Origin of the sequence: Rhodococcus sp. BP-349 (assembly GCF_019835845.1) — a bacterium.
Classification (GTDB): domain Bacteria; phylum Actinomycetota; class Actinomycetes; order Mycobacteriales; family Mycobacteriaceae; genus Rhodococcoides.
Window position 1 is genome coordinate 1895386 of the sequence record NZ_JABUDR010000001.1, and the last position, 22788, is coordinate 1918173.

The following is a 22788-nucleotide window of genomic DNA, read 5'->3' on the forward strand; positions in this document are numbered from 1 at the left end:
CTCGCTCCGTCCGGTGAGGCGGCCCCGCCGAGTTGGACCGTGCCAAATGCAGCCTAGCGGGACCGACGCGGTGAACGGAAGAGCGTTGACAGCGCGATCGGGCGACGGGCAGACTGCGGACAGTCTTCCTTTTGGAACGGTCCAACAACCCTCTCGTCTGGAGTGCACCCATGTCCGACCCTCGCCTCACCACTCTGCCTGTCGCCGTCGTCGGCTTCGGCTGGATGGGCCGCGTCCACACGCAGGCCTACAGCCGCGTGCGCCACCACTACCCCGCGCTTCGACCCCTGCCCGTTCTCGCGACCGTGGCCGACGAGGTGCCCGGCCGCGCCGCCGAGGCTGCCGAGCAGTTCGGCTTCGGCTCGTCCACCGAGTCGTGGCGCGACGTCGTGGCCGACCCGTCCATCGGTGCCGTGTCGGTGACGTCGCCGAACTTCCTGCACCGGGAGATGGGCGTCGCGGTGGCCGAGGCCGGGAAGCATCTCTGGATCGAGAAGCCCGTCGGACTGTCGGCGGACGATGCCCGTGCAGTGGCGATCGCCGCGGAGAAGGCAGGCGTGCAGACGGCGGTGGGCTTCAACTACCGCAATGCACCGGCCGTGGAGCAGGCGCGCGGCATCATCGCGTCCGGCGAACTGGGCGACGTGACGCATGCACGCTTCCGGTTCTTCAGTGACTACGCGGCCCACCCGGACGGCGCACTGAGCTGGCGTTTCGAGCGTGAGCGCGGCGGCAGCGGCGTGCTCGGCGATCTGGCGTCGCACGGCGCGGACCTGATCTGGTACCTGCTCGGCGACATCGCCTCACTGGTGGCGGACACCGCCGTCTTCATCCCGCAGCGCGCCAAGCCGACGGGGGTGACCAGCGGCCACATGCGCGCCTCGGGCGGTGAGCAGGGCCCGGTGGAGAACGAGGACTTCGTGTCCGCGCAGCTGCGCATGGCGACCGGCGCCCGGTGCGTCCTCGAGGCCAGCCGCGTGGCGGTGGGCGACCAGAACTCCTACGGGTTCGAGATCCACGGGACCAAGGGTTCGGTGTCATGGGACTTCCGTCGAATGGGGGAGCTGCAGCTGGGCCTACGGGCGGCCGGCGAGGATCAGCCGCTGTATCAGGACCAGCCGCAGTCGACGCTCTTCGTCGGTCCGGGAGCGGGCGAGTACGGCGTCTTCCAGCCGGGGTCCGCGTCCGCGATGGGGTACGACGACCTGAAGGTGGTCGAGGCGGCGCGCTTCCTGCAGTCGATCGCCGAGAATGCCTCCGTCGGCGCGACCGTGCGGGATGCTGTCCGCAGCGCCTCGGTGCTGGACGCGATGACGGAGTCGGTGGAGTCGGGAAGGTGGGTCTCGCTCTAGCGGGTATGTCCGGCTGCAGTCCTAATGTCCGAACAAAGTATTGACTTATGGCTGTGATGCGTATTACATCGACATCACACGGAACGTTCGCCGCTCGCCTCCCTCACGGGGTGTCATCCGAACGAATGCTCCGCCAGCGCAGAGAATCCCCCGTCAGGTAAGGAAGTCCATGTCCACTCAGGCAGATCTCGATCTCGCCACGCATACCGTCGTGACCGACGAGCGGGTGAAGAAGCAGAAGCCGTTCCAGCGTCTGCTGGTCCGTCCGGAGATCGGTGCCCTCTTCGGCGCCATCATCATCTTCGTGTTCTTCGCCATCGTCGCCCCGCCGTTCCGCAGCCCCGAGGCCCTGGCCACCGTGCTGTACGCCTCGTCGACCATCGGCATCATGGCGTGCGGGGTGTCGGTCCTCATGATCGGCGGCGAGTTCGACCTGTCGACCGGTGTGGCGGTGACGTTCTCCTCGATCGCCGCGTCCATGCTGGCCTACAACCTGCATCTCAACGTGTGGATCGGCTCGGTCCTCGCCCTGGTGCTGGCACTGGGGGTGGGATTCCTCAACGGGTACCTGGTGATGAAGACGAAGATCCCCTCGTTCCTCATCACCCTGTCCTCGTTCCTGATGTTGACGGGCATCAACCTCGCGGTGACCAAGCTCGTCACCGGCCAGGTCGCGACGCAGTCCATCTCCGACATGGACGGGTTCGACTCCGCCAAGAAGGTCTTCGCCTCGTCGTTCTCGGTCTTCGGTGTCTCGGTCCGCATCACCGTCCTGTGGTGGCTCGTCTTCACGCTCATCACCACCTACGTGCTGATGAAGACGCGCATCGGCAACTGGATCTTCGCCGTCGGCGGTAACCAGGACTCGGCTCGCGCCATCGGTGTGCCGGTCACGAAGGTCAAGATCGGCATGTTCATGTTCGTCGGCTTCTGCGCCTGGTTCGTCGGCATGCACCTGCTCTTCGCCTTCAACACCGTCCAGTCCGGCCAGGGTGTGGGCAACGAGTTCCTCTACATCATCGCCGCGGTCATCGGTGGCTGCCTGCTCACCGGAGGTTTCGGTACCGCCATCGGTGCGGCCATCGGAGCGTTCATCTTCGGTATGACCAACCAGGGCATCGTCTACGCCGGCTGGAACCCGGACTGGTTCAAGTTCTTCCTCGGTGCGATGCTGCTCTTCGCCGTCATCGCCAACAACAGCTTCCGTTCCTACGCTGCGAAAAGGTGACACCTGACATGAGTGCAACCATCGAGACTCCCCTCGAATCGAACAGTGGCGGCAAGACCCCGCTGATCGAGCTGAAGAACGTCGGCAAGAGCTACGGCAACATCATCGCCCTCGGCGGGATCAACCTGCGCGTCGGCGCCGGCGAGGTCACCGGTGTGCTCGGCGACAACGGTGCCGGCAAGTCCACGCTCATCAAGATCATGGCCGGCCTGCACCAGCAGACCGAGGGCCAGCTGCTCGTCGACGGCGAGGAGGTCAAGTTCGGCTCACCCAAGGACGCGCTCGACAAGGGCATCGCGACGGTCTACCAGGACCTCGCCGTCGTGTCCCTGATGCCGGTGTGGCGCAACTTCTTCCTGGGCCAGGAGCTCCGGAAGAAGGGCGTCTTCCGCACCCTCGACGCCGCCGCGATGCGCGCGACGACCAAGGAGGAACTCCACAAGATGGGCATCGACCTGCCCGACGTGGACGCCCCCATCGGCTCGCTCTCCGGCGGTCAGCGCCAGTGTGTGGCCATCGCCCGCGCCATCTTCTTCGGCGCCCGCGTCCTCATCCTCGACGAGCCGACCGCCGCGCTGGGCGTCAAGCAGTCCGGCATGGTGCTGCGCTACATCTCTGCAGCCAAGGAGCAGGGCTTCGGCGTCGTGTTCATCACGCACAACCCGCACCACGCGTACATGGTCGGTGACCACTTCGTCCTGCTCAACCGTGGCCGCCAGAAGCTCGACTGCTCCTACGACGAGATCAGCCTCGACGACCTGACCAAGGAGATGGCCGGCGGCGACGAGCTCGAGACGCTCACCCACGAACTGCGCCGCTGACGCTCGACTCCCGGGCCCCGCACCTCACACGAGGTGCGGGGCCCGTGTCGTGTCGGTACCCGGACCGCGCGCGCGAGTGCTCGTGAGCAGAACTGCACCGACGACGACGGCCCCGCACCCAGGTTTTCGCCCAGAGGTGCGGGGCCGTCGTTCTCGGGGTCTAGCGGAGAGGGAGACCTGCCGCCGTGTACGCGGCATCGACGAGCTCCATGGTGGCCACCGCGTCGTCGGCGTCGAGGGGGATCGGAGCGCCGCTCTGCACGTGCGCCGCGAAGGCCTCGAGCTGGTACTCGTACGACGGGCGGGTGCCGAGGTGCTCCACCGTCGTCCCCGACGCATCCGTGACGGAGACGCGGTCGTCGGTGTTCGGCTTGATGTGGTTGTGCGCGAACGCCGTTCCCTCGGTGAAGGTCAGCAGCACCGTGAACTCGTGCTCGGCGTGCTCCATCGAGTTCGTCACGGCGCCGGTGGCGCCGTCGGGGAACGCGAGTTCGATGGTCGACGTCGCGTCGACGCCCGGGTCACGTTCGGTGGCGACGGCGGAGACCACGCGGGGAGGCCCGCCGGCGACGTCGGCGAGCAGGCGGTGCACGTGGAGCCCGTAGCAGCCCAGGTCCATGACGGAACCGCCGGCGAGGTCGAGCGACCATCGCGGATCGTCGTCGGCGGGTGCGGGCATGGCCATGACGACCTCGACCCGCGTGAGGCGACCGAGGGTGCCGTTCGCGGCGATGTCCAGCAGCCGCCGCGTCACCGGGTGGAAGAGGTAGTGGAACCCCTCGACGATCACTGCGCCCGTCTCACGAGCCACGTCGCGCACGGCCCGCGCCTCGGCGGCGTTGCGCGCGAACGGCTTCTCGGTCAGGACGGCCTTGCCGGCGCGCAGTGCGCGCATGTTCCACTCGGCGTGCAGGGCGTTGGCGAGCGGGTTGTAGACGGCGTCAACCTCGGGATCGTCGATCACCGCGTCGTAGTCGTCGGCGACGCGCTCGACGTCGTACCGCTGTGCGAAGGCCTCGGCGCGGCCGCGATCGCGTGCCGCGACGACCACCAGTCGATGACCGAGCGCGTGAGCCGGGCCGACGATCGCCTGCTCCGCGATGCGCGACGCGCCGAGGACCCCGATGCGCAGAGGTGCCGTCACACCGCGGCCGATCGCGCGGCGACGATGTCGTGGAGGTGCTGCACGCTGGCGACGACGTCCGTCACCGGGCCGCCCACCTCGCCCGGCTCCTCGGACAGGATGGTGTCCTGCTCGAGCACGAACCAGCCGGTGTATCCGGCGTCGAGGAGCGAGTCGACGACGCCGCCGATGCCCACGTCCCCGGTTCCGAGCGGCGTGTACATGCCGGCGCGGACCGCGTCGGTGTAGGTGAGCTCGCCGGCCTGGACCCGTGCCGCGAGGGCGGCGTCGACGTCCTTGAGGTGAGCGTGTGCGATGCGATCGGCTGCCGCGGTGGCCAGTTCGGCCGGATCGGTGCCGCCGATCATGAGGTGCCCCGTGTCCAGGCACAGCGGGATGGAGGAGCCGTCGAGCACGCGGTGCACCTCGTCACGCTGCTCGATCATGGTGCCGACGTGGGGATGCACCACGGCGAGGATGCCCCGCTCTGCGGAGGCGGCGGCGAGACGATCGAGGTTGCGCAGCAACACGGTCCACTGATCGGCGGTGAGCGTCGGGCGGGCGTCGTACCCCTCTTGGCCGGTGGAGGCGGCGAGGACGATGACGTCGGCGTTCGCGGCCACGAAACCGTCGAGCAGCGAGGCGATGGTCGGCACCGGATCGTGCGACTCCTCATGCAGCAGGACCGGAGCGAAGCCGCCGACGGAGGTCAGGTCGTGACCGGCGAGCACTGCGGCCAGGGACGCCGGATCAGCCGGGAGAAAGCCCTCGGGACCGTTCTCCGTCGCGGTGAGTCCGGCGCCGCGCATCTCGCGGAGCACGCGGTCGTTGTCCATCTGGTAACCCCAGCCGGGGACCTCGCAGACGCCCCACGAGATGGGTGCTCCGGCGATACGTACGGGTGCGGCGGTCATGAGCGGACCTCTTCCAGGGTGACGGGTGCGCCGCGGCGCAGGGATTCGGTGGCGGCCTCGGCGATCCAGGCGACCTCGAGGGCGTCCTGCGCGGTGCAGGGGGACGGGCGGGTGCCGGCGCAGACCTCGAGGAACGCGGACAGCTCGGCGCGGTAGGAGACGGCGAACCGGTCCATGAAGAACCCGTGGGGCGTGTCCGACGGGAACAGCTCGCCGTGCGGGAAGAGCTGGGGCGCTTCCATGTTCCGGACCGGGGTGTGGGGATCCCAGCCGGCGACGACCGTGTCGTCCCGGCCGTGGACCTCGAGCCGGCAGTCGTAGCCGCGGCCGTTGTAGCGGGAGTTCGACACGACACCGACCGCGCCACCCTCGAACGTGAGCAGCACGGTGGCGGAGTCGACGTCGCCGGCGGCGGCGAACGCGGGATCGCCCTGGTTCGAGCCGGTGGCGAACACGGACACGACCTCGCGGCCGACGATCCAGCGCACGACGTCGAAGTCGTGGACGCTGCAGTCGCGGAAGATGCCGCCGGACTCCGCGATGTACGCCATCGGCGGGGGAGCGGGGTCGAGAGTGGTGGACCGCACGGTGTGCAGGAACCCGAGATCCCCACTGCGCACGGCACGCTCGGCGGCCGCGACGGCCGGATCGAATCGCCGGTTGAACCCGATCTGGACGGGCACGTCGGAGGTCGCGATGCCGTCGACCACGGCCTTGCTCTCGGTGGCGGTGAAGGCCAACGGCTTCTCGCAGAAGACGGGGATCCCGGCGTCCACCGCGGCCAGCAGCAGCGAGGCGTGCGCGGGCGTGGCCGCCGCGACGACGATGCCGTCCACTCCGGCGGTGAGCATCGCGTCGACCCCGTCGACCTTCTCCGCGCCGTACTTCGCGGCGACGGCGTCGGTGACCTCCGGCCGTCCGTCGGTGACCACGAGGCTCGAGACCCCGTCGAGTCCGGCGAGAGTCTCGGTGTGGAACGCACCGATGCGTCCCAGTCCGACGACTCCGATTCGCTGGTTCCGAACGTCGTTGCCCATCAGTCCTGTCCTCCTACTACCTGTTGATCCCATTCGATGACCGAGCCGGTGACGACGCCGCTGCGCGGCGACAGCAGGAACACCACCATGTCGGCGATCTCGTCGGGCTGTCCGAGCTTGCCCATCGGCATGCGCGCGGCGGCGTCGGCGGCCCAGTCGTCCGGCGCGTCGTGGAACGTCCTCTGCGTCACGGCTTCGCCCTCGGTCTCGGTCCAGCCGATCTCGAGTGCGTTGATGCGGATCCGGTCGAACCGGTGAGCGTGTGCCGCGTTCTTGGTCAGCCCCGACAGGCCGGCCTTCGCCGCCACGTACGGGGCGAGGTACGACTGCCCGCCGCGGCCGCTCACGGAGCCGATGTTCACGATGGTGCCGGGAGCCGAGCGCGAGAGCATGTCTCGGACGGCGGCCTGCATGACGAAGAACGGTCCCCGCAGATTGACGGCCATGTGCTGGTCGAACAGCTCGGGGGTGGTGTCGAGCAGTGACCCGCGGGAGGTGAGTCCGGCCGCGTTGCACACGGCATCGACGCGGCCGTAGTGCTCGACGGTGCGCTCGACGCTCGCGATCGCCTCGATGGGGTCGGCGATGTCGGCGCGCACGAAGGTCGCGTCGTGGCCGTCGGCGCGCAGCTCGCGTTCGAACGCGGTGCCCACCTCGTCACGTCGGCCGCTGAAGGCCACGCGTGCGCCCGCGGCGAGGCTCGCTCGCACGACGGCGGCGCCGACACCGGACGTGCCGCCGCTGACGAGAACGACGGTGTCGTCCAGAAGAGTGCCCACACCGGGAAGTCTTGCGGTCCCGGCGCCGGTGATCAACACTCTGAACGCATCAAAAACACCTCGAGAGGACACCGCTGTGGGACATCGCTACAAAGTGCGGGAGATCGCGCAGCAGTCGGGCCTGAGCGAGGCGACCGTGGACCGGGTGCTGCACGAGCGGCCCGGTGTCCGGGAGGACACCCGAGCGGAGGTGCGCCAGGCCATCGCCGACCTCGACAAGCAGCGCACCCAGTTGCGGTTGTCGGGGCGCAAGTTCTTCGTCGACGTGGTCATGCAGGCACCCGAGCGTTTCTGTTCCCAGGTGCGGTCCGCCCTCGAGGCCGAGTTGCCGATGCTGTCACCGGCCGTGGTCCGGTCGCGGTTCCACTTCCGAGAGACGGAGTCGGTGCCCGCGATGCTCGAGACGCTCGACGGCATCCGCGCGCGCGGCTCGCACGGACTGATCGTCAAGGCGCCGGACGATCCGCAGGTGTCCGACGCGCTCGACGCCGTCGTGGCAGCCGGCATCCCGGTGGTGACCTACGTCAGCGACGTGCCGTCGAGCGCGCGCACCGCGTACGTGGGCATCGACGACGGCGCCGCGGGCGCCACCGCGGCGTACCTCGTCGATCAGTGGCTGGGGGAGTCGACGTCGAGTGTGCTGGTCACGTTGAGCCACGACACGTTCCGCAACGAGGGCGAACGGGAGATCGGGTTCCGTCGGGCACTGCGCCGCACGGCGTCCGGGGTGCCGCGGGCGGTGTTCGACATCGCCCGCAGCAGTGGACTCGACGACACGGTGGAGGATCTGGTGGTCGAGGCGTTGACACTGCACCCCGACATCGAGGCGGTCTACTCCATCGGCGGCGGCAACGTCGCCACCGTACGGGCCTTCGAGCGAGTGGGTCGTCGGTGCCGGGTGTTCATCGCCCACGACCTCGACGCGGACAACCGTCGACTGCTGACCGAACGCTCCATCTCTGCTGTGCTGCACCATGATCTGCGTGCGGACGCGCGGTCGGCGTGCCGGTTGCTCATGCAGGCCGCCGGTGCCCTGGAGGGTGTTCGGGACGAGCCGTCACCCGTGCACGTGGTCACTCCGCACAACACTCCCCGATGAGACGCTGCGGCCGAGGAACCAGATGGCGAGTGCGGCGAGGGAGATCGCTGCCCCGGTGAGGCACAGCACGGCCCATCCGCCGACGGAATAGCTCACGGACGCGGCCACGGAACCGAGGACTCCGCCGCCGAAGTAGCTCACCATGTACGCGGTGTTGAGGCGGTTCCGCGCCGGCGGATCGAGGACGAACACGACGTTCTGATTGCTGATGTGAGCGCCCTGGGTACCGAGGTCGAGAGCCATGATGCCGACGATCAGGACGACGACGGCCCACACGGCGGAGCTGCCCGATCCGAGGAAGAGCAGCGCCCAGCTGGCCAGCAGGATCGACAGGCACAGCGTCGTCGCGCGCCGTCCGTGTCCCTTGTCGGTCATGCGCCCGGCGAGGGGTGCCATCAGCGCCCCGGCGACCCCGGCGATGCCGAACAGGCCGATGACGGCGTCACCGTAGGAGAACGGCGGAGCGGCGAGCAGGAACGCGAGCCCGGTCCACAGCACCGAGAACGCGGCCATCAGGAGCGCGCCGAGCGCCATGCGCAACCGGAGCTCTCGGAGTTGGCGCACGAGCGTCAGGATCGAGACGAGGATGCCGCGGTAGGTGTCGGTCACCACCGGAGTCGACACGGGAACGTACTTCCGCAGCACCACCGCGAGCAGGGCGATGGCCACGGCGGCCACCCCGTAGACCAGCCGCCAGCCGCCCAGCTCGGACAGGAACCCGCTGACGGTGCGGGCGAGCAGGATTCCGGTGAGCAGACCGCTCATGACGGTGCCCACGGTGCGTCCGCGATCCTCCTCCGCGGCGAGGGCCGAGGCGAGCGGGACGATGACCATGGCGGCGGACGCGCCCACCCCGGCGAGGACGAGGGCGGCGGCGAGCATGGGGAATCCGGGGGACACCACGGCGATGCCGTCCGCGACGGCGCAGATCAGGGCGGCGGTGACGATGAGGCGCCGCCGTTCGATCAGGTCGCCGAGCGGGACGAGGAACGCCAGACCGATGGCGTAGCCGATCTGCGCGGTGGTGACGAGGATCCCCGCCGTGCCCTCCTCGATGTCGAAGGAGCGAGCGATCGTGTCGAGCAGCGGTTGCGCGTAGTACAGATTCGCGACCAGGACGCCGCAGGTGACGGCCAGCAGGAGCACCAGCCCGCGGCCGATGGTGGGTTCGGTCGTCGAGCTGCCCCCGGGTTCTGTCACCGCACAACTATGGCCCCACCTCGCCGAGGCCGCACAGCGGGGACTCCCGGTACCTCGAGAACACCTCGAGGTCCGTTCGACGGGTTCGACTGATCTCGGGACAGTCGGGGTATCCGTGCAGCACGGTGACAGACACAGGCGTCACCCGACCACTCGCCGGACGACCGACACAGGAGTCGCACATGAGCAAGCACGAACCGCTGGGACCTCTCTCGAAAGGGTTCCTCGCCGCGGACATGTTCGGCTACCAGGGCATTCTGACGGACGAGGAGTCGGAGACGGTCGGGGTGGTGCGCCGCTTCCTCGAGGACGAGGTCGCCCCGCGCGCGAACGAGTTCTGGGAGAAGGCGGAGTCACCGGTCCATCTGCTCCCGCGCCTGGCCGATCTCGGGATCGTCGGTCTGGAGTACGAGTTCGACGGTCGCGCGCCCGCACGCAAGGTCTTCACCGGGTGGCTGGGCATGGAGTTCTCGCGGGTCGATCCGTCCACGGGCACGATGTTCACCGTCCACAGCGGGCTCGCGATGAGCAGCATCGCCATCCTGGGCTCCGACGAGCAGAAGGAGCGGTGGCTCCCGGCCATGCGCCGGATGGAGAAGATCGGCGCCTTCGGCTTGTCCGAGCCGCACGGCGGTTCCGACGTCGCCGGTGGCTTGGAGACCACGGCGCGGCTCGACGGCGACCACTGGATCCTCAACGGCAGCAAGCGGTGGATCGGCAACGCCACCTTCGCCGACCTGATCATCGTCTACGCGAAGGACGAGGCGGACGGTGAGGTGAAGGGCTTCGTCCTCGAGAAGGGCGACGACGGCTTCCCCGAGGGATTCCGTGCGGAGAAGATCGAGCGCAAGTACTCACTGCGCGCGGTCGAGAACGCGGATCTGTACTTCGAGGACTGCCGGGTGCCCGCCGCGAACAAGCTCGAGCACGCGAACTCGTTCGCCGACACCGCCAAGGTCCTGTCCCTCACCCGCGGCGGCGTCGCGTGGGGCGCGGTCGGAGTGATGATCGGTGCGTTCGAGAAGGCGGTGGCCTACGCACAGGAGCGCGAGCAGTTCGGGGCGCCCATCGCGTCGTTCCAGTTGATCTCGGATCTGATCGCGCGCATGGCCGGCAACATCACCGCGTGCCTCGGGATGGCACTGCGGGTGTCGCAGCTGCAGGACTCCGGGGTGCAGCACGACGAGCACGCGGCACTGTCCAAGAGCTACACCACCACGCGATTGCGTGAGGTGGTGGGCTGGGCCCGAGAGATCATGGGCGGCAACGGCATCGTGCTCGACTACGACGTGATCCGTTACTTCACCGATGCCGAGGCGCTGTACTCGTACGAGGGCACGTCGCAGATGAACAACCTCATCGTCGGCAGGGGAGTGACGGGGTACTCGGCGTTCGTCTAGTCCGAAGCGCACGAGAGCCCGCTCCTGCAGTGCAGGAGCGGGCTCTCGTGGTGGTGCGGGAGGATCAGCGTGCGAAGAGCAGTGCGCGCTTGACTTCCTGGATCGCCTTCGTCACCTGGATGCCACGGGGGCACGCGTCGGTGCAGTTGAAGGTGGTGCGGCAGCGCCACACACCCTCGACGTCGTTGAGGATGTCCAGGCGCTCGGGAGCGCCCTCGTCACGGCTGTCGAAGATGAAGCGGTGTGCGTTGACGATGGCGGCGGGACCGAAGTAGCTGCCGTCGTTCCAGTACACGGGGCACGAGGTGGTGCAGCACGCGCACAGGATGCACTTGGTGGTGTCGTCGAACCGCGCGCGGTCGGCGGCCGACTGGATTCGCTCACGCGTGGGCTCGTTGCCGGACGTCATCAGGTAGGGCTTGACGGCACGGAACGCGTCGAAGAACGGCTCCATGTTCACGATCAGGTCCTTCTCCACGGGCAGACCGCGGATGGGCTCGATCGTGATGGTGAGGGACTTCGAGGAGTCCTTCGGGAGCATGTCGCGCATCAGGACCTTGCAGGCCAGACGGTTGACACCGTTGACACGGACCGCGTCGCTGCCGCACACGCCGTGCGCGCACGAACGGCGGAACGAGAACGTGCCGTCCAGGTAGTTCTTCACGTACAGCATCAGGTTGAGAAGGCGGTCGGTCGGCAGGGTGGGGACCTGGAAGCTGTCCCAGTGCGAGCCCTTGTCGTCCTCCGGGTTGAAGCGAGCGATCTTCAGTGTGACCATCACTGCTTCGTCCGGAACCGCAGGCAGACCGCCCTTGTCTTCGGACTTGTCGATAGCGGGTGCGCTCATCAGTACTTACGCTCCATCGGCTCGTAGCGGGTCTGCACCACGGGCTTGTAGTCGAGGCGGATATCGGAGAGCAGACCCTCGCCCACCTTGTACGCCATGGTGTGGCGCATGAAGTTGACGTCGTCGCGCTCGGGGTAGTCCTCGCGAGCGTGTCCGCCGCGAGTCTCCTTGCGGTTGAGAGCACCGGCGACGGTGACCTCCGCCATCTCCAGCAGGAAGCCGAGCTCGACGGCCTCGAGCAGGTCGCTGTTGTAGCGCTTGCCCTTGTCCTGCACGGTGATCCGGCCGTAGCGCTCCTTGAGTCCCTGGATGTCGCTCAGGGCCTGCTTGAGGGTGTCCTCGGTGCGGAAGACGGACGCGTTGTTGTCCATCGACTGCTGCAGCTCGGTGCGGATGGTCGCGACCTTCTCGTTGCCGTGATCCGAGAGGATGAGTTCGAGCCAGTCCTCGACCATCTTCTGCGGAGCCTCGGGCAGCGGGGTGAAGTCGACGCTGTTGGCGTGCTCGGCGGCAGCGATGCCGGCGCGACGGCCGAACACGTTGATGTCGAGCAGCGAGTTGGTACCGAGACGGTTGGAGCCGTGCACGGACACACAGGCGCACTCGCCGGCGGCGAAGAGGCCGGGGACGACGTCGTCGTTGTTGCGGAGCACCTCACCGCGGATCTTGGTGGGGATGCCGCCCATGACGTAGTGGCACGTCGGGTACACGGGCACCAGCTCGGTGACCGGGTCGACGCCCAGGTACGTACGGGAGAACTCCGTGATGTCCGGGAGCTTCTCCTCGAGGACGTCGGCGCCGAGGTGGGTCACGTCGATGTAGACGTAGTCCTTGTTCGGTCCGGCGCCGCGACCCTCGAGCACCTCGAGCACCATCGAACGGGCGACGATGTCGCGCGGCGCGAGGTCCTTGATGGTGGGGGCGTAGCGCTCCATGAAGCGTTCACCGTCCGCGTTGCGGAGGATTCCGCCCTCACCACGCACGGCCTCGGAGATGAGGATGCCCAGTCCGGCGAGGCCGGTCGGGTGGAACTGGTGGAACTCCATGTCCTCGAGCGGCAGGCCCTTGCGGAAGATGATGCTCATGCCGTCACCGGTGAGGGTGTGGGCGTTCGAGGTGGTCTTGTAGATACGACCCGAACCGCCGGTGGCGAACACGATCGACTTCGCGTGGAACACGTGCAGCTCGCCGGTGGCCAGCTCGTAGGCGATGACGCCGGTGGCCACGGGGCCCTCGTCGGTCTCCGTCAGCGCGATGTCCAGAGCATAGAACTCGTTGAAGAACTCCACGTCGTGCTTGACGCACTGCTGGTACAGCGTCTGGAGGATCATGTGACCGGTGCGGTCGGCGGCGTAACACGCACGGCGCACGGGCGCCTTGCCGTGGTCACGGGTGTGCCCGCCGAAGCGACGCTGGTCGATCTTGCCCTCGGGCGTGCGGTTGAACGGCAGGCCCATCTTCTCGAGGTCGAGGACCGCGTCGATGGCCTCTTTCGCCATGATCTCGGCGGCGTCCTGGTCGACCAGGTAGTCGCCGCCCTTGATCGTGTCGAAGGTGTGCCACTCCCAGTTGTCCTCCTCGACGTTGGCGAGGGCAGCACACATGCCGCCCTGCGCCGCGCCGGTGTGGCTGCGAGTGGGGTAGAGCTTCGTGAGCACCGCGGTGCGGGCGCGCGGACCGGCCTCGATCGCCGCGCGCATACCTGCACCACCGGCACCGACGATCAGTACGTCGTAACGATGTTCCTGCATGTGCACTCTCCCCTAGCTGGCGGTGATGTTGGGGTCGAACGTGAAGATGACGTACGTGCCCAGACCCATGATGAGGATCATCGAGAGCACCAGAAGCGTGGTGAGCCAGAACCGCGTGGAGTCCTTGCGCGAGTAGTCGGCGATGACGGTCCGCAGACCGTTGCCGCCGTGCAGCTGCGCCAACCAGAGCATCGTCAGGTCCCACACCTGCCAGAACGGGCTCGACCAGCGGCCGGCCACGAAGGCGAAGTTGATGCGGTGAACACCGTCGTCGAGCAGCAACATGATGGACATGTGGCCGAGGACGAGGACGACGAGCGCGAGCCCGGAGAAGCGCATGAACAGCCATGCGTAGAGCTCGAAGTTGCCGCGGTTCTTCCGGCGCGGTGAGCGCGGATTGTCGAGGCTGGCGGGACGGTCGTGAGACGTTCCCAGCGTGCGTGCCTGCTTGGCACCTGCGTCGGTGGTCGCCATGGCTCAGTGCCCCCCGGTGAAGGTGTTGTAGAGGATGCGTGCCGCGCCCGGGATCATGACGACGAACCAGATGCCGAGGATGACCCACAGCATGAGGCGCTGGTACTGGGTTCCCTTCGACCAGAAGTCGACGAGCATGACTCGGATGCCGTTGAGTGCGTGGTAGAGCACCGCGGCCACCAGGCCGAGCTCCATCAGGCCGACGATCGGCGTCTTGTACGTGTCGATCACGTCGTTGTACGCCTGGGGATCGACGCGGACGAGCGCCGTGTCCAGGACGTGCACGAACAGGAAGAAGAACGTGACGACACCGGTGATCCGGTGCAGAACCCAGGACCACATGCCAGGGTCTCCGCGGTACAGAGACCGCGTGCGCTCCCGCGTCGGGGCGGCTTCGGTCGTGCTAGCCATCGAGTGCAGTGCCTCCAACATCATTGATGGACGCGACGAGCGAAGACGCCCGGAGAGATACCGGAGAAATCCAGCTCGATCGTGTGTGTGAAACGACTTCTTCGAACTCTAATCCCATGCTCGGACACGCACTAATTCGCGTTGGGCCTGGCGTTTCCGTGCGGACCGGAAGTTAGGTTTGCCTGTCCAATGACCTGATGGGTCGCTCGGAGTTGCCTGCAGTGACAGCCTCGACGTGACAGGATCGCCCTCATGCCGGAAGTCGACTGGAAATCCTTGCGCGACAGTGCTCGTGAGGCTATGACCCACGCCTACGCGCCCTATTCGAACTACCCCGTGGGGGCTGCTGCGACAGTGGTCGACGGACGCATCGTCGTCGGATGCAATGTGGAAAATGTCTCATACGGTCTCGGGCTCTGCGCCGAGTGCGGACTGGTGTCGGCGCTGAACGCGAGCGGCGGCGGACGACTGATCGCGTTCTCGTGCTGCGACAGTCGAGGCTCGATCCTGCTGCCGTGCGGCCGTTGTCGGCAGCTTCTGTTCGAGTTCGGCGGAGGCGATCTGCTGATCGACACGGCGTCGGGTGTGCGTCCACTGAGCGACCTCCTCCCCGAGGCGTTCGGCCCCGACGATCTCGCCGCCGGGCAGGTCTCGAACACCGCTGAGAAGGCGGTGACCGATGCCTGATGCCGTATCGGTGATAGCCACCAAACGCGATGGCCACACCCTTTCTTCGGACCAGATCTCGTGGATGGTCGACGCCTATACCCGTGGCGACGTGGCGGACGAGCAGATGTCGGCCCTCACGATGGCCATTCTGCTGCGCGGCATGACACGCGGGGAGATCCGTGAGTGGACCGACGCGATGATCGCCTCGGGCAGCCGCATGGATTTCTCGTCCATCTCGCGTCCCACCGTCGACAAGCACTCCACGGGGGGTATCGGGGACAAGATCACGCTCCCGCTCGCACCCCTCGTCGCAGCGTGCGGTGCGGCGGTGCCGCAGCTGTCGGGACGCGGTCTCGGCTACACCGGCGGCACGCTGGACAAGCTGGAGTCCATTCCGGGCTGGCGGGCCGACCTCACGGCCGATGAGATGACCCGATTGCTCGACGACCCCGCTGTCGGCGCCGTCATCTGCGCTGCGGGTGCGGATCTGGCCCCGGCGGACAAGAAGCTCTACGCCCTGCGCGACGTCACCGGCACCGTCGAGTCGATCCCCATGATCGCCGCGTCGATCATGAGCAAGAAGATCGCCGAGGGGACGGGCGCACTGGTTCTGGACGTGAAGTGCGGATCGGGTGCGTTCATGAAGTCGCTGGATCAGGCGCGCGAGCTCGCTGCGACGATGGTCGAGCTCGGCACCGACTCGGGCGTCAGCACGGTCGCCCTGGTCACCGGCATGTCCACCCCGCTCGGGCTCACCGCGGGCAACGCTCTCGAGGTGCAGGAATCCCTCGACGTCCTGGCCGGCGGCGGCCCCGCGGACGTCGTCGAGCTGACTCTCGCGCTGGCGCGGGAGATGGTCGCGGCCGCCGGACTCGACGGCGTCGATCCGGCCGACAAGCTGCGCGACGGCACGGCCATGGACCGGTGGCGGTCGATGATCGCCGGACAGGGTGGCGATCCCGATGCGCCGCTGCCCGTGGCACGACATACTCACGACGTCGTGGCCGACCGCGACGGCGTGGTCACCCGTGTGGACGCCATGGCGGTGGGTATCGCTGCCTGGCGGCTGGGTGCCGGGCGCGAGCGGCAGGGCCAGCAGGTCCAGGCAGGAGCAGGGGTGCGCATGCATGTCAGACCGGGAGAGCGGGTGTCCGCCGGGAGTCCGGTGTTCACGCTGCACACGGACACCCCGGAACGGTTCGACGGTGCGCTCGAGGCACTGACGGACGGGTGGGCCGTCGGCGACGACGCTCCTGTTGTCTCGCCGCTGATCCTGGACCGGATCGGTACGTAGCGTGACGCGCGCTCGGTGGTCCCTCGTCGCGCTGGTGGGGGTGATGCTCGCGATTCTGCTGGGCGCGTGCGGGTCGTCGTCGGACGAGCCGTTGATCGACACGGTGACCGACAACGGTGTGCTCGTTGTCGGCACGGAGGGCACGTACAGCCCCTTCAGCTTCCAGGGGTCCGACGGTGACCTGACGGGGTACGACATCGATGTCGTCCGCGCGGTCGGGGAGAAGCTCGGCGTCCGCGTCGAGTTCGTCCAGACGCCGTTCGACTCGATCTTCGCCGGTCTCGAGTCCGGCCGTTTCGACCTCATCGCGAACCAGGTGACCGTCAACGACGAGCGACAGGCAAAGTACGACCTCTCGCGTCCGTACACCGTGTCCGACGGCGAGATCGTCGCGCGGGCGGGGGACACGTCGATCACCTCGCTGGCGGATCTGGCCGGCCGGACCACGGCGCAGTCGTCGACGAGCAACTGGGCCGAGGTGGCCACCGACGCCGGCGCTCAGGTGCAGGCTGTCGAGGGATTCGTCCAGGCGGTGACGCTGGTCAAGGACGGCCGTGTCGATGCCACCGTCAACGACTCGCTCGCTATCGCCGAGTACTTCGCGCAGACCGGGGACACGGGTGTCGCCGTCGCCGCCCAGACCGGGGACACCAGCCTGCAGGCCTTCGCCGCCCGCAAGGACAGCGGCCTGATGGAGCAGGTGAACACCGCGCTGGAGGAGCTGCAGGACGACGGCACGCTGGCGGCGGCCTCGGAGCGCTACTTCGGGTCCGACGTCGCGGTGCCTGATCCGCAGACCGCCGCGGCCACCGCCCCCACCGCCGAGGCCGGGGCCACCGAGTCGACGCAGGAACTGATCACCCGCAACCTGGTGCCGATGCTGAAGGCCACCGTCACCACGACGTTGCCGCTCACCGCGATCAGCTTCGTCATCGGTCTCGCGATCGCGCTGGCCGTGGCACTGGCCCGGATCTCCTCGATCCGACCCCTGTCGCTGCTCGCGCGCTTCTACGTCTCGATCGTCCGCGGCACTCCGTTGCTGCTGCAGCTGTTCATCGTGTTCTACGCGTTGCCGCAGTTCGGGGTGGTCATCTCGCCGTTCCCGGCGGCGGTCGTGGCGTTCAGCATCAACGTCGGTGGGTACGCGGCCGAGATCGTGCGGGCAGCCATCCTCGGCGTGCCCAAGGGCCAGTGGGAGGCGGCCGAGACCATCGGCATGGGGTACCGCACCACGCTGCAGCGCATCGTCCTGCCGCAGGCGCTGCGCACCGCGGTGCCGCCGTTGTCCAACACGTTGATCTCGTTGGTGAAGGACACATCGTTGGCGTCCACGATCCTGGTCACCGAGCTGCTCCGCGTGGCGCAGCTCGCGGCGGCCCCCACCTTCGACTTCTTCGCGCTCTACTCGGTGGCCGCGGTGTACTACTGGATCATCTGCATCGTCCTGTCCTCCGTGCAGGGCAGACTCGAGACCCGACTGGACAGGTACGTGGCGCGATGACCGAGAAGCCCTTGATCGAGGCGACGGGACTGCGGAAGTCGTTCGGCGACAACCACGTCCTGCAGGGAGTCGACTTCACCGCCGACCGCGGCACGGTCACCGTCGTCGTGGGTCCGTCCGGCTCCGGCAAGACCACGCTGCTGCGCGGGCTCAACGCGCTCGACCCGGTGGACTCCGGCACCGTGCGCATCGGCGACGTGTCCGCGGACTTCGGTGAGCTGGCGTCGGCTCCGCGTGGCCGCGTCCGGTCGGCGACGGCAGCGCTGCGTGCACAGAGCGGCATGGTGTTCCAGAGCCACAACCTGTTCCCGCACAAGACGGTGCTGCAGAACGTTGTCGAGGGTCCCGTGATCGTGCAGAAGCACCCGCGGGCGGAGGCCGAGGCGGCGGGCAGGGAACTGCTCGCGCAGGTCGGTCTCACCGGCAAGGAGGACCAGTACCCGTTCCAGCTGTCGGGCGGCCAGCAGCAACGCGTCGGGATCGCCCGCGCACTCGCGCTGGCGCCCGAACTCATGCTGTTCGACGAGCCCACCTCGGCGCTCGATCCCGTGCTCGTCGGCGAGGTGCTGTCGGTCATGAAGAACCTCGCGAGCGAGGGCTGGACCATGGTCGTGGTCACCCACGAGATCCGGTTCGCGCAGCAGGTGGCCGACCAGGTGCTGTTCGTCGACGGGGGAGTCGTGGTCGAGCGAGGCACCCCCACCGATGTGCTGACGCACCCGGCGCAGGAGCGGACGCAACAGTTCCTCAAGCGGATCCTCGACCCGCTGTAGGCGAGGAGCGCGGGGCGCGGCCGCGAACACTACAGTCGGGACATGGATGACGATCTGACGGTTGCTCCGGACAGCGCGGCACGACTGAGCGGTCCGGCACCCCTGGACATGCAGAACATCGCCCGCGCGCCGAAGGCGTTGTTGCACGACCATCTCGACGGTGGGCTCCGCCCGTCGACCGTGCTGGAACTCGCGAGCGAGTGCGGGTACGACGGGCTTCCCGCGTCGGACGCGGAGAGCCTCGGCCGGTGGTTCCGCGACGCCGCCGACAGCGGCTCCCTCGAGCTGTATCTCGAGACGTTCGCGCACACCGTCGCCGTCATGCAGACGGCCGAGGGCCTGCAGCGCGTGGCCCGCGAGTGCGCGGAGGATCTGGCCGCCGACGGTGTCGTCTACGCCGAGGTGCGCTACGCGCCCGAGCAGCACCTCGAGAAGGGGCTGACGCTGGACGAGGTCGTCGAGCACACCCTCGAAGGGTTCCGTCAGGGCGAGAGCGCCGCCCGTGCGGCCGGTCGGCCCATCGTCATCGGGTGCCTCCTCACCGCGATGCGGCACGCTGCCCGTTCCCGCGAGATCGCCGAACTGGCAGTCCGGTACCGCGACCAGGGCGTGGCGGGCTTCGACATCGCAGGCAAGGAAGCGGGCTTCCCCCCGAGCCGGCACCTCGACGCGTTCGAGTACATGCGGGCGAACAACGCACACTTCACCATTCACGCCGGCGAGGCGTTCGGCCTGCCCTCCATCCACGAAGCGATCGCGTTCTGTGGCACGGACCGGTTGGGCCACGGTGTGCGCATCGTCGACGACATCACCACGAACGCCGACGGCGCCCGCGAACTCGGCCAGCTCGCGAACTATGTGCGAGACAAGCGGATTCCGCTGGAACTGTGCCCCAGCTCCAACGTCCAGACGGGCGCCGTGGCCAGCATCGAGGAGCACCCCTTCGACATTCTGGCCCGCTTACGGTTCCGCGTCACCGTGAACACGGACAACCGGCTGATGAGCGACACCTCCATGAGCAAGGAGATGTATCGGCTGGCCACGGCCTTCGGGTACGGGTGGTCTGACCTCGAGCGGTTCACCATCAACGCGCTCAAGTCATCGTTCCTGCCGTTCGACCAGAGGTTGGCACTGATCGATGACGTCGTGAAGCCGGGGTACCGGGTGTTGTTGGGGTAGGGGTCGTTCGGTGACCCCGAGTCCAGAGCCTGAGCGCGTCGTTTGCCGGCCCGTGCCTGTCACATCAGCGTCCGCGCGACTATCTCGCGCTGGATCTGACTGGTCCCTCCGTATATCGCCGCAGCGATGGTGTGGCGGGCGATGTGCTCCATGTCGAATTCCTTGGTGAAGCCGTATCCTCCGAGCAGTTGGATGCCGTCCAGCGCCACTTTCCGCGCAGTCTCGGTAGCTTTCAATTTGGCCATCGAGGTCAGTCGGGTCAATTCCTTGTCGTTTCCGACGCGCTCTTGAACGCGATGCGCGGCGAGGAACGTCAGGGCTCGGGCGGCTTCCACCTCGGTGGCCAGATCGGCGATCTGGTGCCGCAGTGCTTGCATCGAGGACAGCGTGCTTCCGAACTGGCGGCGTTGGCCGAGAAACTCCGTCGCGTCCTGCAGTGCTCGACGGGCGTTGCCGACCGCTTGGGCTGCAATGATCAGGCGGTCGCTGTTGAGACCCGACATGACTTGGCGCCATGCTCCACCCTCGATGCCCACCACCGCTGATGCGGGTACCGACACGTCGGTCAGGTAGATGTCGTTGACCTCACGCGACCCCATGGTCGGAATCTCGTGGACAGTCATTCCTTCTGTTGTGGGGTCGACGTCCAACATCGTCAGGCCTTTGTGTTTGGCGTCAGCGTCGCGGCTGGTCCTCACGACGAGAAGGATGCGGTCGACGAGATGTGCGTAGGAGGCCCAGGTCTTTTGCCCGTTGATCACGAAATTGTCACCGTCGCGTACCGCCTTACAGGCGACGTTGGCGGCGTCGGAACCGGCTTCAGGTTCGGATAGGCTGAGCGACATCGATGCGCCGTCCACCAGCATGGGGATGCGTTGCTGCTTCTGTTCTTCGCTGGCGTACTTCAGGATGGTTTGAGCGACGAGCTGAGTGCTCGCGGCCGCGGCAACAGGTGCTAGGGCGCGACTTGTCTCTTCGAAGAACAAGCACTGTTCCACCAGTCCGCCGCCGGACCCGCCGTACTCTTCGGGGATGGCTATTCCGGCCCAGCCCAGCCGTGCCATCTTGGCGAAGAGTTTTCTGCTGTGGATGACAGTGCCGTTGTCGGAGTAGCCGTTACGCTTCTCGCGCGTCCCGACTTCCGCTGTGCAGAAGTCGGCGACGGACGCGGCGAAGTCGAGCTGGTCTCGAGTGAAGTACATGTTGTTCTCCTGGACAGTTCTGGTGTGCGGTGTGGGTGAACGCCGGGGTCACGAACGCAGTAGTCGGCGTTGCATCTTCCCTGCGGCGTTCCGTGGCAGGTCATCGACGAAATCGACGATGCGCGGGTAGGCGTGGCGCCCGAGCTGCTCTCGGGCGAGGGCTTTCAAGTCGGCAGTGAGTTGCTTCTGGTCGCTGTCGGGCGCCGCGACGACGACGGCCCGCACGACCGATCCGCGCTGCTTGTCCGATTGCGCCAACACCGCCACGTCGAGAACGAGAGGGTGGCGGGAGAGGATGTTCTCCACTTCTGCGGGACCGACGTTGTATCCGGAAGTGACGATGAGGTCGTCGTCGCGCCCGAGGAACGACAGTCGGCCGTCGTCGTCTCGGCGTGCGAGGTCACCGGTGATGTACCAGTCGTCGGTCCAGCGTTCGGCCCATTTGAGGGGGGCGTCGAGGTACCCGGTGCATCCCGCTGGTCCGCCGTCGGTGCGGATACCGATGATGCCGGTGTCCGCGTCGGTAGGGGCTCCGGTGGAATCGAGGAGGGTCACCTCGAAACCGGGCACCGCGGGCGGCAGCGAGCCCGGTTCGGGTGGGTTGCCGTCGTAGCCGGGGGTTGCCATGACCAATCCGATCTCGGTGGTGCCGTAGGTCTCCTGCAGCGGTGCCGAGCAGAATCTCGACCATTGCCGGCCGAGTTCGGCGCCTTGGTGTTCGCCGGCGCAAGCTGCGCCGCGAAGTCGAGAAGGAAAGCCCTCCGTGTGGAAGGCAGGGATTATTTGACGCATTGCGCTGGGCGCGCTGGCGAAGTAGGTCACTTGTTCTTGATCGAGAATGCGAATCCAGTCCACTGCGTCGAATCTGCCGGTGTGGATGACGCGGGGTATGCCCTGTGCGCTGACACAGAACCCGGCCGAGTACAGCCCGTTCACCCAACCGGGGCTCGAGGTGGACGCGAACACGTCGCCGTCGCGAAGAGCGTAGGTGTGCCGGGTGAAGGGCTGCATCGTCACCAGGTACGAGTGCGGGAGTTGGCAGCCCTTCGGGATGCCGGTGGTGCCGCTGGTGTAGAGCAGGGTCGCGGTGTCGGAGGCGGCGGTGGCGACGACCGTCGGTAACGGGAGGTGGCGTCGGACCAGGGTCCAGAAGTCGTCGTCGGTCCAGTAGTCGAGGTCGTCGGTCCGCTCCTGCTCGGAGTCGCCGACGACGAGCACGTGTGTCGAGGAGCCGGACGATCCGATCGCGTCGAGGAGCGCCGGATGGGATTGACCGTCGGTGACGATGACCGATGGTGTCGAGTGTCCGATTCGTTGGGCGAGACCGGCAGCGCCGAATCCGGGGTAGACGGGGACGAAAACTGCGCCCAGACGCCACGTCGCGAGCGCGGTGAGGTGAGCTTCGATGCCCTGCGGGAGGATCGCGGCGACTCGGTCTCCACGACTGACACCGAGGGTCTTCAGCGCGGAGGCCAGTTGCGCGGATACCCGGGCGAGGTCCGCGAAGGTCCACCGGCGTCCGGGTGTGTCGGCGCTGTCGCGCACGATGAAGGCGATGCGGGTCGGGTCTGTGGCGGCCCAACGGTCACATACTTCGGTGACGGTGTTGAGGCCCTCGGCGAGAGGGCGCGTCAGGTGTCGCTCGGCTGCGGCCCACACCTCGTGGTTGGGCATGTCCCGCTCTGCGGCGAGATCGTGAAGTGTCGTGGTGGTCACGGTGGTCCTTTCTGATGC

21 protein-coding genes are annotated in these 22788 nt (G+C 67.5%); 10 read left to right on the top strand and 11 right to left on the bottom strand.

The features are described 5' to 3' along the window. Positions 1-170 precede the first annotated feature (170 nt). The 3 genes from HQ325_RS08990 (at position 171) to HQ325_RS09000 (ending at position 3401) form a co-directional block, all read left to right on the top strand. Positions 171-1352, top strand: coding sequence for a Gfo/Idh/MocA family protein (locus tag HQ325_RS08990; RefSeq protein ID WP_222628167.1), 1182 nt, complete (start codon positions 171-173; stop codon positions 1350-1352). A gap of 169 nt (positions 1353-1521) precedes the next feature. After that, entirely contained in the window at positions 1522-2580 is a 1059-nt protein-coding gene (locus HQ325_RS08995) for an ABC transporter permease (protein ID WP_222628169.1), read from the top strand. Positions 2581-2588: 8 nt separating this feature from the next. Beyond that, positions 2589-3401, top strand: coding sequence for an ATP-binding cassette domain-containing protein (locus HQ325_RS09000; protein WP_222628171.1), 813 nt, complete (start codon positions 2589-2591; stop codon positions 3399-3401). A 160-nt stretch (positions 3402-3561) separates the two neighbouring features. Here the strand turns inward: HQ325_RS09000 and HQ325_RS09005 are convergent, their stop codons facing one another. From HQ325_RS09005 to HQ325_RS09020, 4 genes are read right to left on the bottom strand one after another with little or no spacing between them, the layout of a single operon-like run. Beyond that, positions 3562-4545 (bottom strand): Gfo/Idh/MocA family oxidoreductase, encoded by a 984-nt coding sequence (locus HQ325_RS09005; RefSeq protein ID WP_308014322.1) that lies wholly within the window; start codon positions 4543-4545, stop codon positions 3562-3564. Beyond that, a complete protein-coding gene (locus HQ325_RS09010; RefSeq protein ID WP_222628173.1) occupies positions 4542-5438 on the bottom strand; it encodes a sugar phosphate isomerase/epimerase in 897 nt (298 codons plus the stop codon). The genes HQ325_RS09005 and HQ325_RS09010 overlap by 4 nt, the downstream gene beginning before the upstream one ends. After that, entirely contained in the window at positions 5435-6475 is a 1041-nt protein-coding gene (locus HQ325_RS09015; RefSeq protein WP_222628175.1) for a Gfo/Idh/MocA family oxidoreductase, read from the bottom strand. Before HQ325_RS09015 ends, HQ325_RS09010 begins: the two co-directional genes overlap by 4 nt. Further along, a complete protein-coding gene (locus HQ325_RS09020; RefSeq protein WP_222628177.1) occupies positions 6475-7254 on the bottom strand; it encodes an SDR family oxidoreductase in 780 nt (259 codons plus the stop codon). The genes HQ325_RS09015 and HQ325_RS09020 overlap by 1 nt, the downstream gene beginning before the upstream one ends. 76 nt (positions 7255-7330) lie before the next feature. Between HQ325_RS09020 and HQ325_RS09025 the strand changes: the two genes are divergently transcribed. Then, the gene (locus tag HQ325_RS09025) at positions 7331-8353 is read left to right on the top strand and encodes a LacI family DNA-binding transcriptional regulator (RefSeq protein WP_222628179.1); all 1023 of its coding nucleotides are present in this window, start codon (positions 7331-7333) and stop codon (positions 8351-8353) included. Here HQ325_RS09025 and HQ325_RS09030 read toward each other — a convergent pair. Continuing rightward, positions 8312-9553, bottom strand: coding sequence for an MFS transporter (locus tag HQ325_RS09030; protein WP_222628182.1), 1242 nt, complete (start codon positions 9551-9553; stop codon positions 8312-8314). The two genes, HQ325_RS09025 and HQ325_RS09030, sit on opposite strands and share 42 nt — an antisense overlap. A 182-nt stretch (positions 9554-9735) precedes the next feature. On the opposite strand from HQ325_RS09030, the gene HQ325_RS09035 reads away from it, so the two are divergent. Then, positions 9736-10953, top strand: coding sequence for an acyl-CoA dehydrogenase family protein (locus HQ325_RS09035; RefSeq protein ID WP_222628184.1), 1218 nt, complete (start codon positions 9736-9738; stop codon positions 10951-10953). 64 nt (positions 10954-11017) lie between these two features. Here the strand turns inward: HQ325_RS09035 and HQ325_RS09040 are convergent, their stop codons facing one another. From HQ325_RS09040 to sdhC, 4 genes are read right to left on the bottom strand one after another with little or no spacing between them, the layout of a single operon-like run. Beyond that, positions 11018-11800 carry a succinate dehydrogenase iron-sulfur subunit gene (locus tag HQ325_RS09040; RefSeq protein WP_027503726.1) on the bottom strand — a complete coding sequence of 261 codons (783 nt, stop codon included), beginning with the start codon at positions 11798-11800 and terminating at the stop codon, positions 11018-11020. Beyond that, positions 11800-13551, bottom strand: coding sequence for a succinate dehydrogenase flavoprotein subunit (gene sdhA / locus HQ325_RS09045; protein WP_222628186.1), 1752 nt, complete (start codon positions 13549-13551; stop codon positions 11800-11802). The genes HQ325_RS09040 and sdhA overlap by 1 nt, the downstream gene beginning before the upstream one ends. 12 nt (positions 13552-13563) lie before the next feature. After that, positions 13564-14025: a succinate dehydrogenase hydrophobic membrane anchor subunit gene (locus HQ325_RS09050; protein ID WP_027503724.1), complete on the bottom strand. Its 462-nt coding sequence runs from the start codon at positions 14023-14025 to the stop codon at positions 13564-13566. A gap of 3 nt (positions 14026-14028) precedes the next feature. Further along, a complete protein-coding gene (sdhC, locus tag HQ325_RS09055) occupies positions 14029-14436 on the bottom strand; it encodes a succinate dehydrogenase, cytochrome b556 subunit (protein ID WP_081821085.1) in 408 nt (135 codons plus the stop codon). A gap of 252 nt (positions 14437-14688) precedes the next feature. On the opposite strand from sdhC, the gene HQ325_RS09060 reads away from it, so the two are divergent. From HQ325_RS09060 to HQ325_RS09080, 5 genes are all read left to right on the top strand, one after another. After that, positions 14689-15123: a cytidine deaminase gene (locus HQ325_RS09060; protein WP_222628188.1), complete on the top strand. Its 435-nt coding sequence runs from the start codon at positions 14689-14691 to the stop codon at positions 15121-15123. Next, positions 15116-16399 (top strand): thymidine phosphorylase, encoded by a 1284-nt coding sequence (locus HQ325_RS09065; RefSeq protein WP_222628190.1) that lies wholly within the window; start codon positions 15116-15118, stop codon positions 16397-16399. Before HQ325_RS09060 ends, HQ325_RS09065 begins: the two co-directional genes overlap by 8 nt. 43 nt (positions 16400-16442) lie before the next feature. Then, a complete protein-coding gene (locus HQ325_RS09070; RefSeq protein ID WP_222628573.1) occupies positions 16443-17900 on the top strand; it encodes an ABC transporter permease subunit in 1458 nt (485 codons plus the stop codon). Then, complete coding sequence (locus tag HQ325_RS09075; RefSeq protein ID WP_308014323.1) at positions 17897-18673, top strand: amino acid ABC transporter ATP-binding protein; 777 nt, start codon at positions 17897-17899, stop codon at positions 18671-18673. Before HQ325_RS09070 ends, HQ325_RS09075 begins: the two co-directional genes overlap by 4 nt. 108 nt (positions 18674-18781) lie before the next feature. Continuing rightward, the gene (locus HQ325_RS09080) at positions 18782-19852 is read left to right on the top strand and encodes an adenosine deaminase (protein ID WP_037184105.1); all 1071 of its coding nucleotides are present in this window, start codon (positions 18782-18784) and stop codon (positions 19850-19852) included. Between the two features lie 59 nt (positions 19853-19911). Here the strand turns inward: HQ325_RS09080 and HQ325_RS09085 are convergent, their stop codons facing one another. Together HQ325_RS09085 and HQ325_RS09090 are read right to left on the bottom strand one after the other, a co-directional pair. Further along, positions 19912-21054, bottom strand: coding sequence for an acyl-CoA dehydrogenase family protein (locus HQ325_RS09085; RefSeq protein WP_222628192.1), 1143 nt, complete (start codon positions 21052-21054; stop codon positions 19912-19914). A gap of 48 nt (positions 21055-21102) precedes the next feature. Further along, positions 21103-22770, bottom strand: a complete 1668-nt coding sequence (locus HQ325_RS09090; RefSeq protein WP_222628195.1) for an acyl-CoA synthetase — start codon at positions 22768-22770, stop codon at positions 21103-21105. Positions 22771-22788 lie beyond the last annotated feature (18 nt).

Bases quoted from the DNA above. Each gene is read 5' to 3' on its own strand.
- HQ325_RS08990 (WP_222628167.1), top strand. From the start codon at position 171: ATGTCCGACCCTCGCCTCACCACTCTGCCTGTCGCCGTCGTCGGCTTC.
- HQ325_RS08995 (WP_222628169.1), top strand. From the start codon at position 1,522: ATGTCCACTCAGGCAGATCTCGATCTCGCCACGCATACCGTCGTGACC.
- HQ325_RS09000 (WP_222628171.1), top strand. From the start codon at position 2,589: ATGAGTGCAACCATCGAGACTCCCCTCGAATCGAACAGTGGCGGCAAG.
- HQ325_RS09010 (WP_222628173.1), bottom strand. From the start codon at position 5,438: ATGACCGCCGCACCCGTACGTATCGCCGGAGCACCCATCTCGTGGGGC.
- HQ325_RS09015 (WP_222628175.1), bottom strand. From the start codon at position 6,475: ATGGGCAACGACGTTCGGAACCAGCGAATCGGAGTCGTCGGACTGGGA.
- HQ325_RS09035 (WP_222628184.1), top strand. From the start codon at position 9,736: ATGAGCAAGCACGAACCGCTGGGACCTCTCTCGAAAGGGTTCCTCGCC.
- HQ325_RS09040 (WP_027503726.1), bottom strand. From the start codon at position 11,800: ATGAGCGCACCCGCTATCGACAAGTCCGAAGACAAGGGCGGTCTGCCT.
- sdhA (WP_222628186.1), bottom strand. From the start codon at position 13,551: ATGCAGGAACATCGTTACGACGTACTGATCGTCGGTGCCGGTGGTGCA.
- HQ325_RS09050 (WP_027503724.1), bottom strand. From the start codon at position 14,025: ATGGCGACCACCGACGCAGGTGCCAAGCAGGCACGCACGCTGGGAACG.
- sdhC (WP_081821085.1), bottom strand. From the start codon at position 14,436: ATGGCTAGCACGACCGAAGCCGCCCCGACGCGGGAGCGCACGCGGTCT.
- HQ325_RS09060 (WP_222628188.1), top strand. From the start codon at position 14,689: ATGCCGGAAGTCGACTGGAAATCCTTGCGCGACAGTGCTCGTGAGGCT.
- HQ325_RS09065 (WP_222628190.1), top strand. From the start codon at position 15,116: ATGCCTGATGCCGTATCGGTGATAGCCACCAAACGCGATGGCCACACC.
- HQ325_RS09070 (WP_222628573.1), top strand. From the start codon at position 16,443: ATGCTCGCGATTCTGCTGGGCGCGTGCGGGTCGTCGTCGGACGAGCCG.
- HQ325_RS09075 (WP_308014323.1), top strand. From the start codon at position 17,897: ATGACCGAGAAGCCCTTGATCGAGGCGACGGGACTGCGGAAGTCGTTC.
- HQ325_RS09080 (WP_037184105.1), top strand. From the start codon at position 18,782: ATGCAGAACATCGCCCGCGCGCCGAAGGCGTTGTTGCACGACCATCTC.
- HQ325_RS09085 (WP_222628192.1), bottom strand. From the start codon at position 21,054: ATGTACTTCACTCGAGACCAGCTCGACTTCGCCGCGTCCGTCGCCGAC.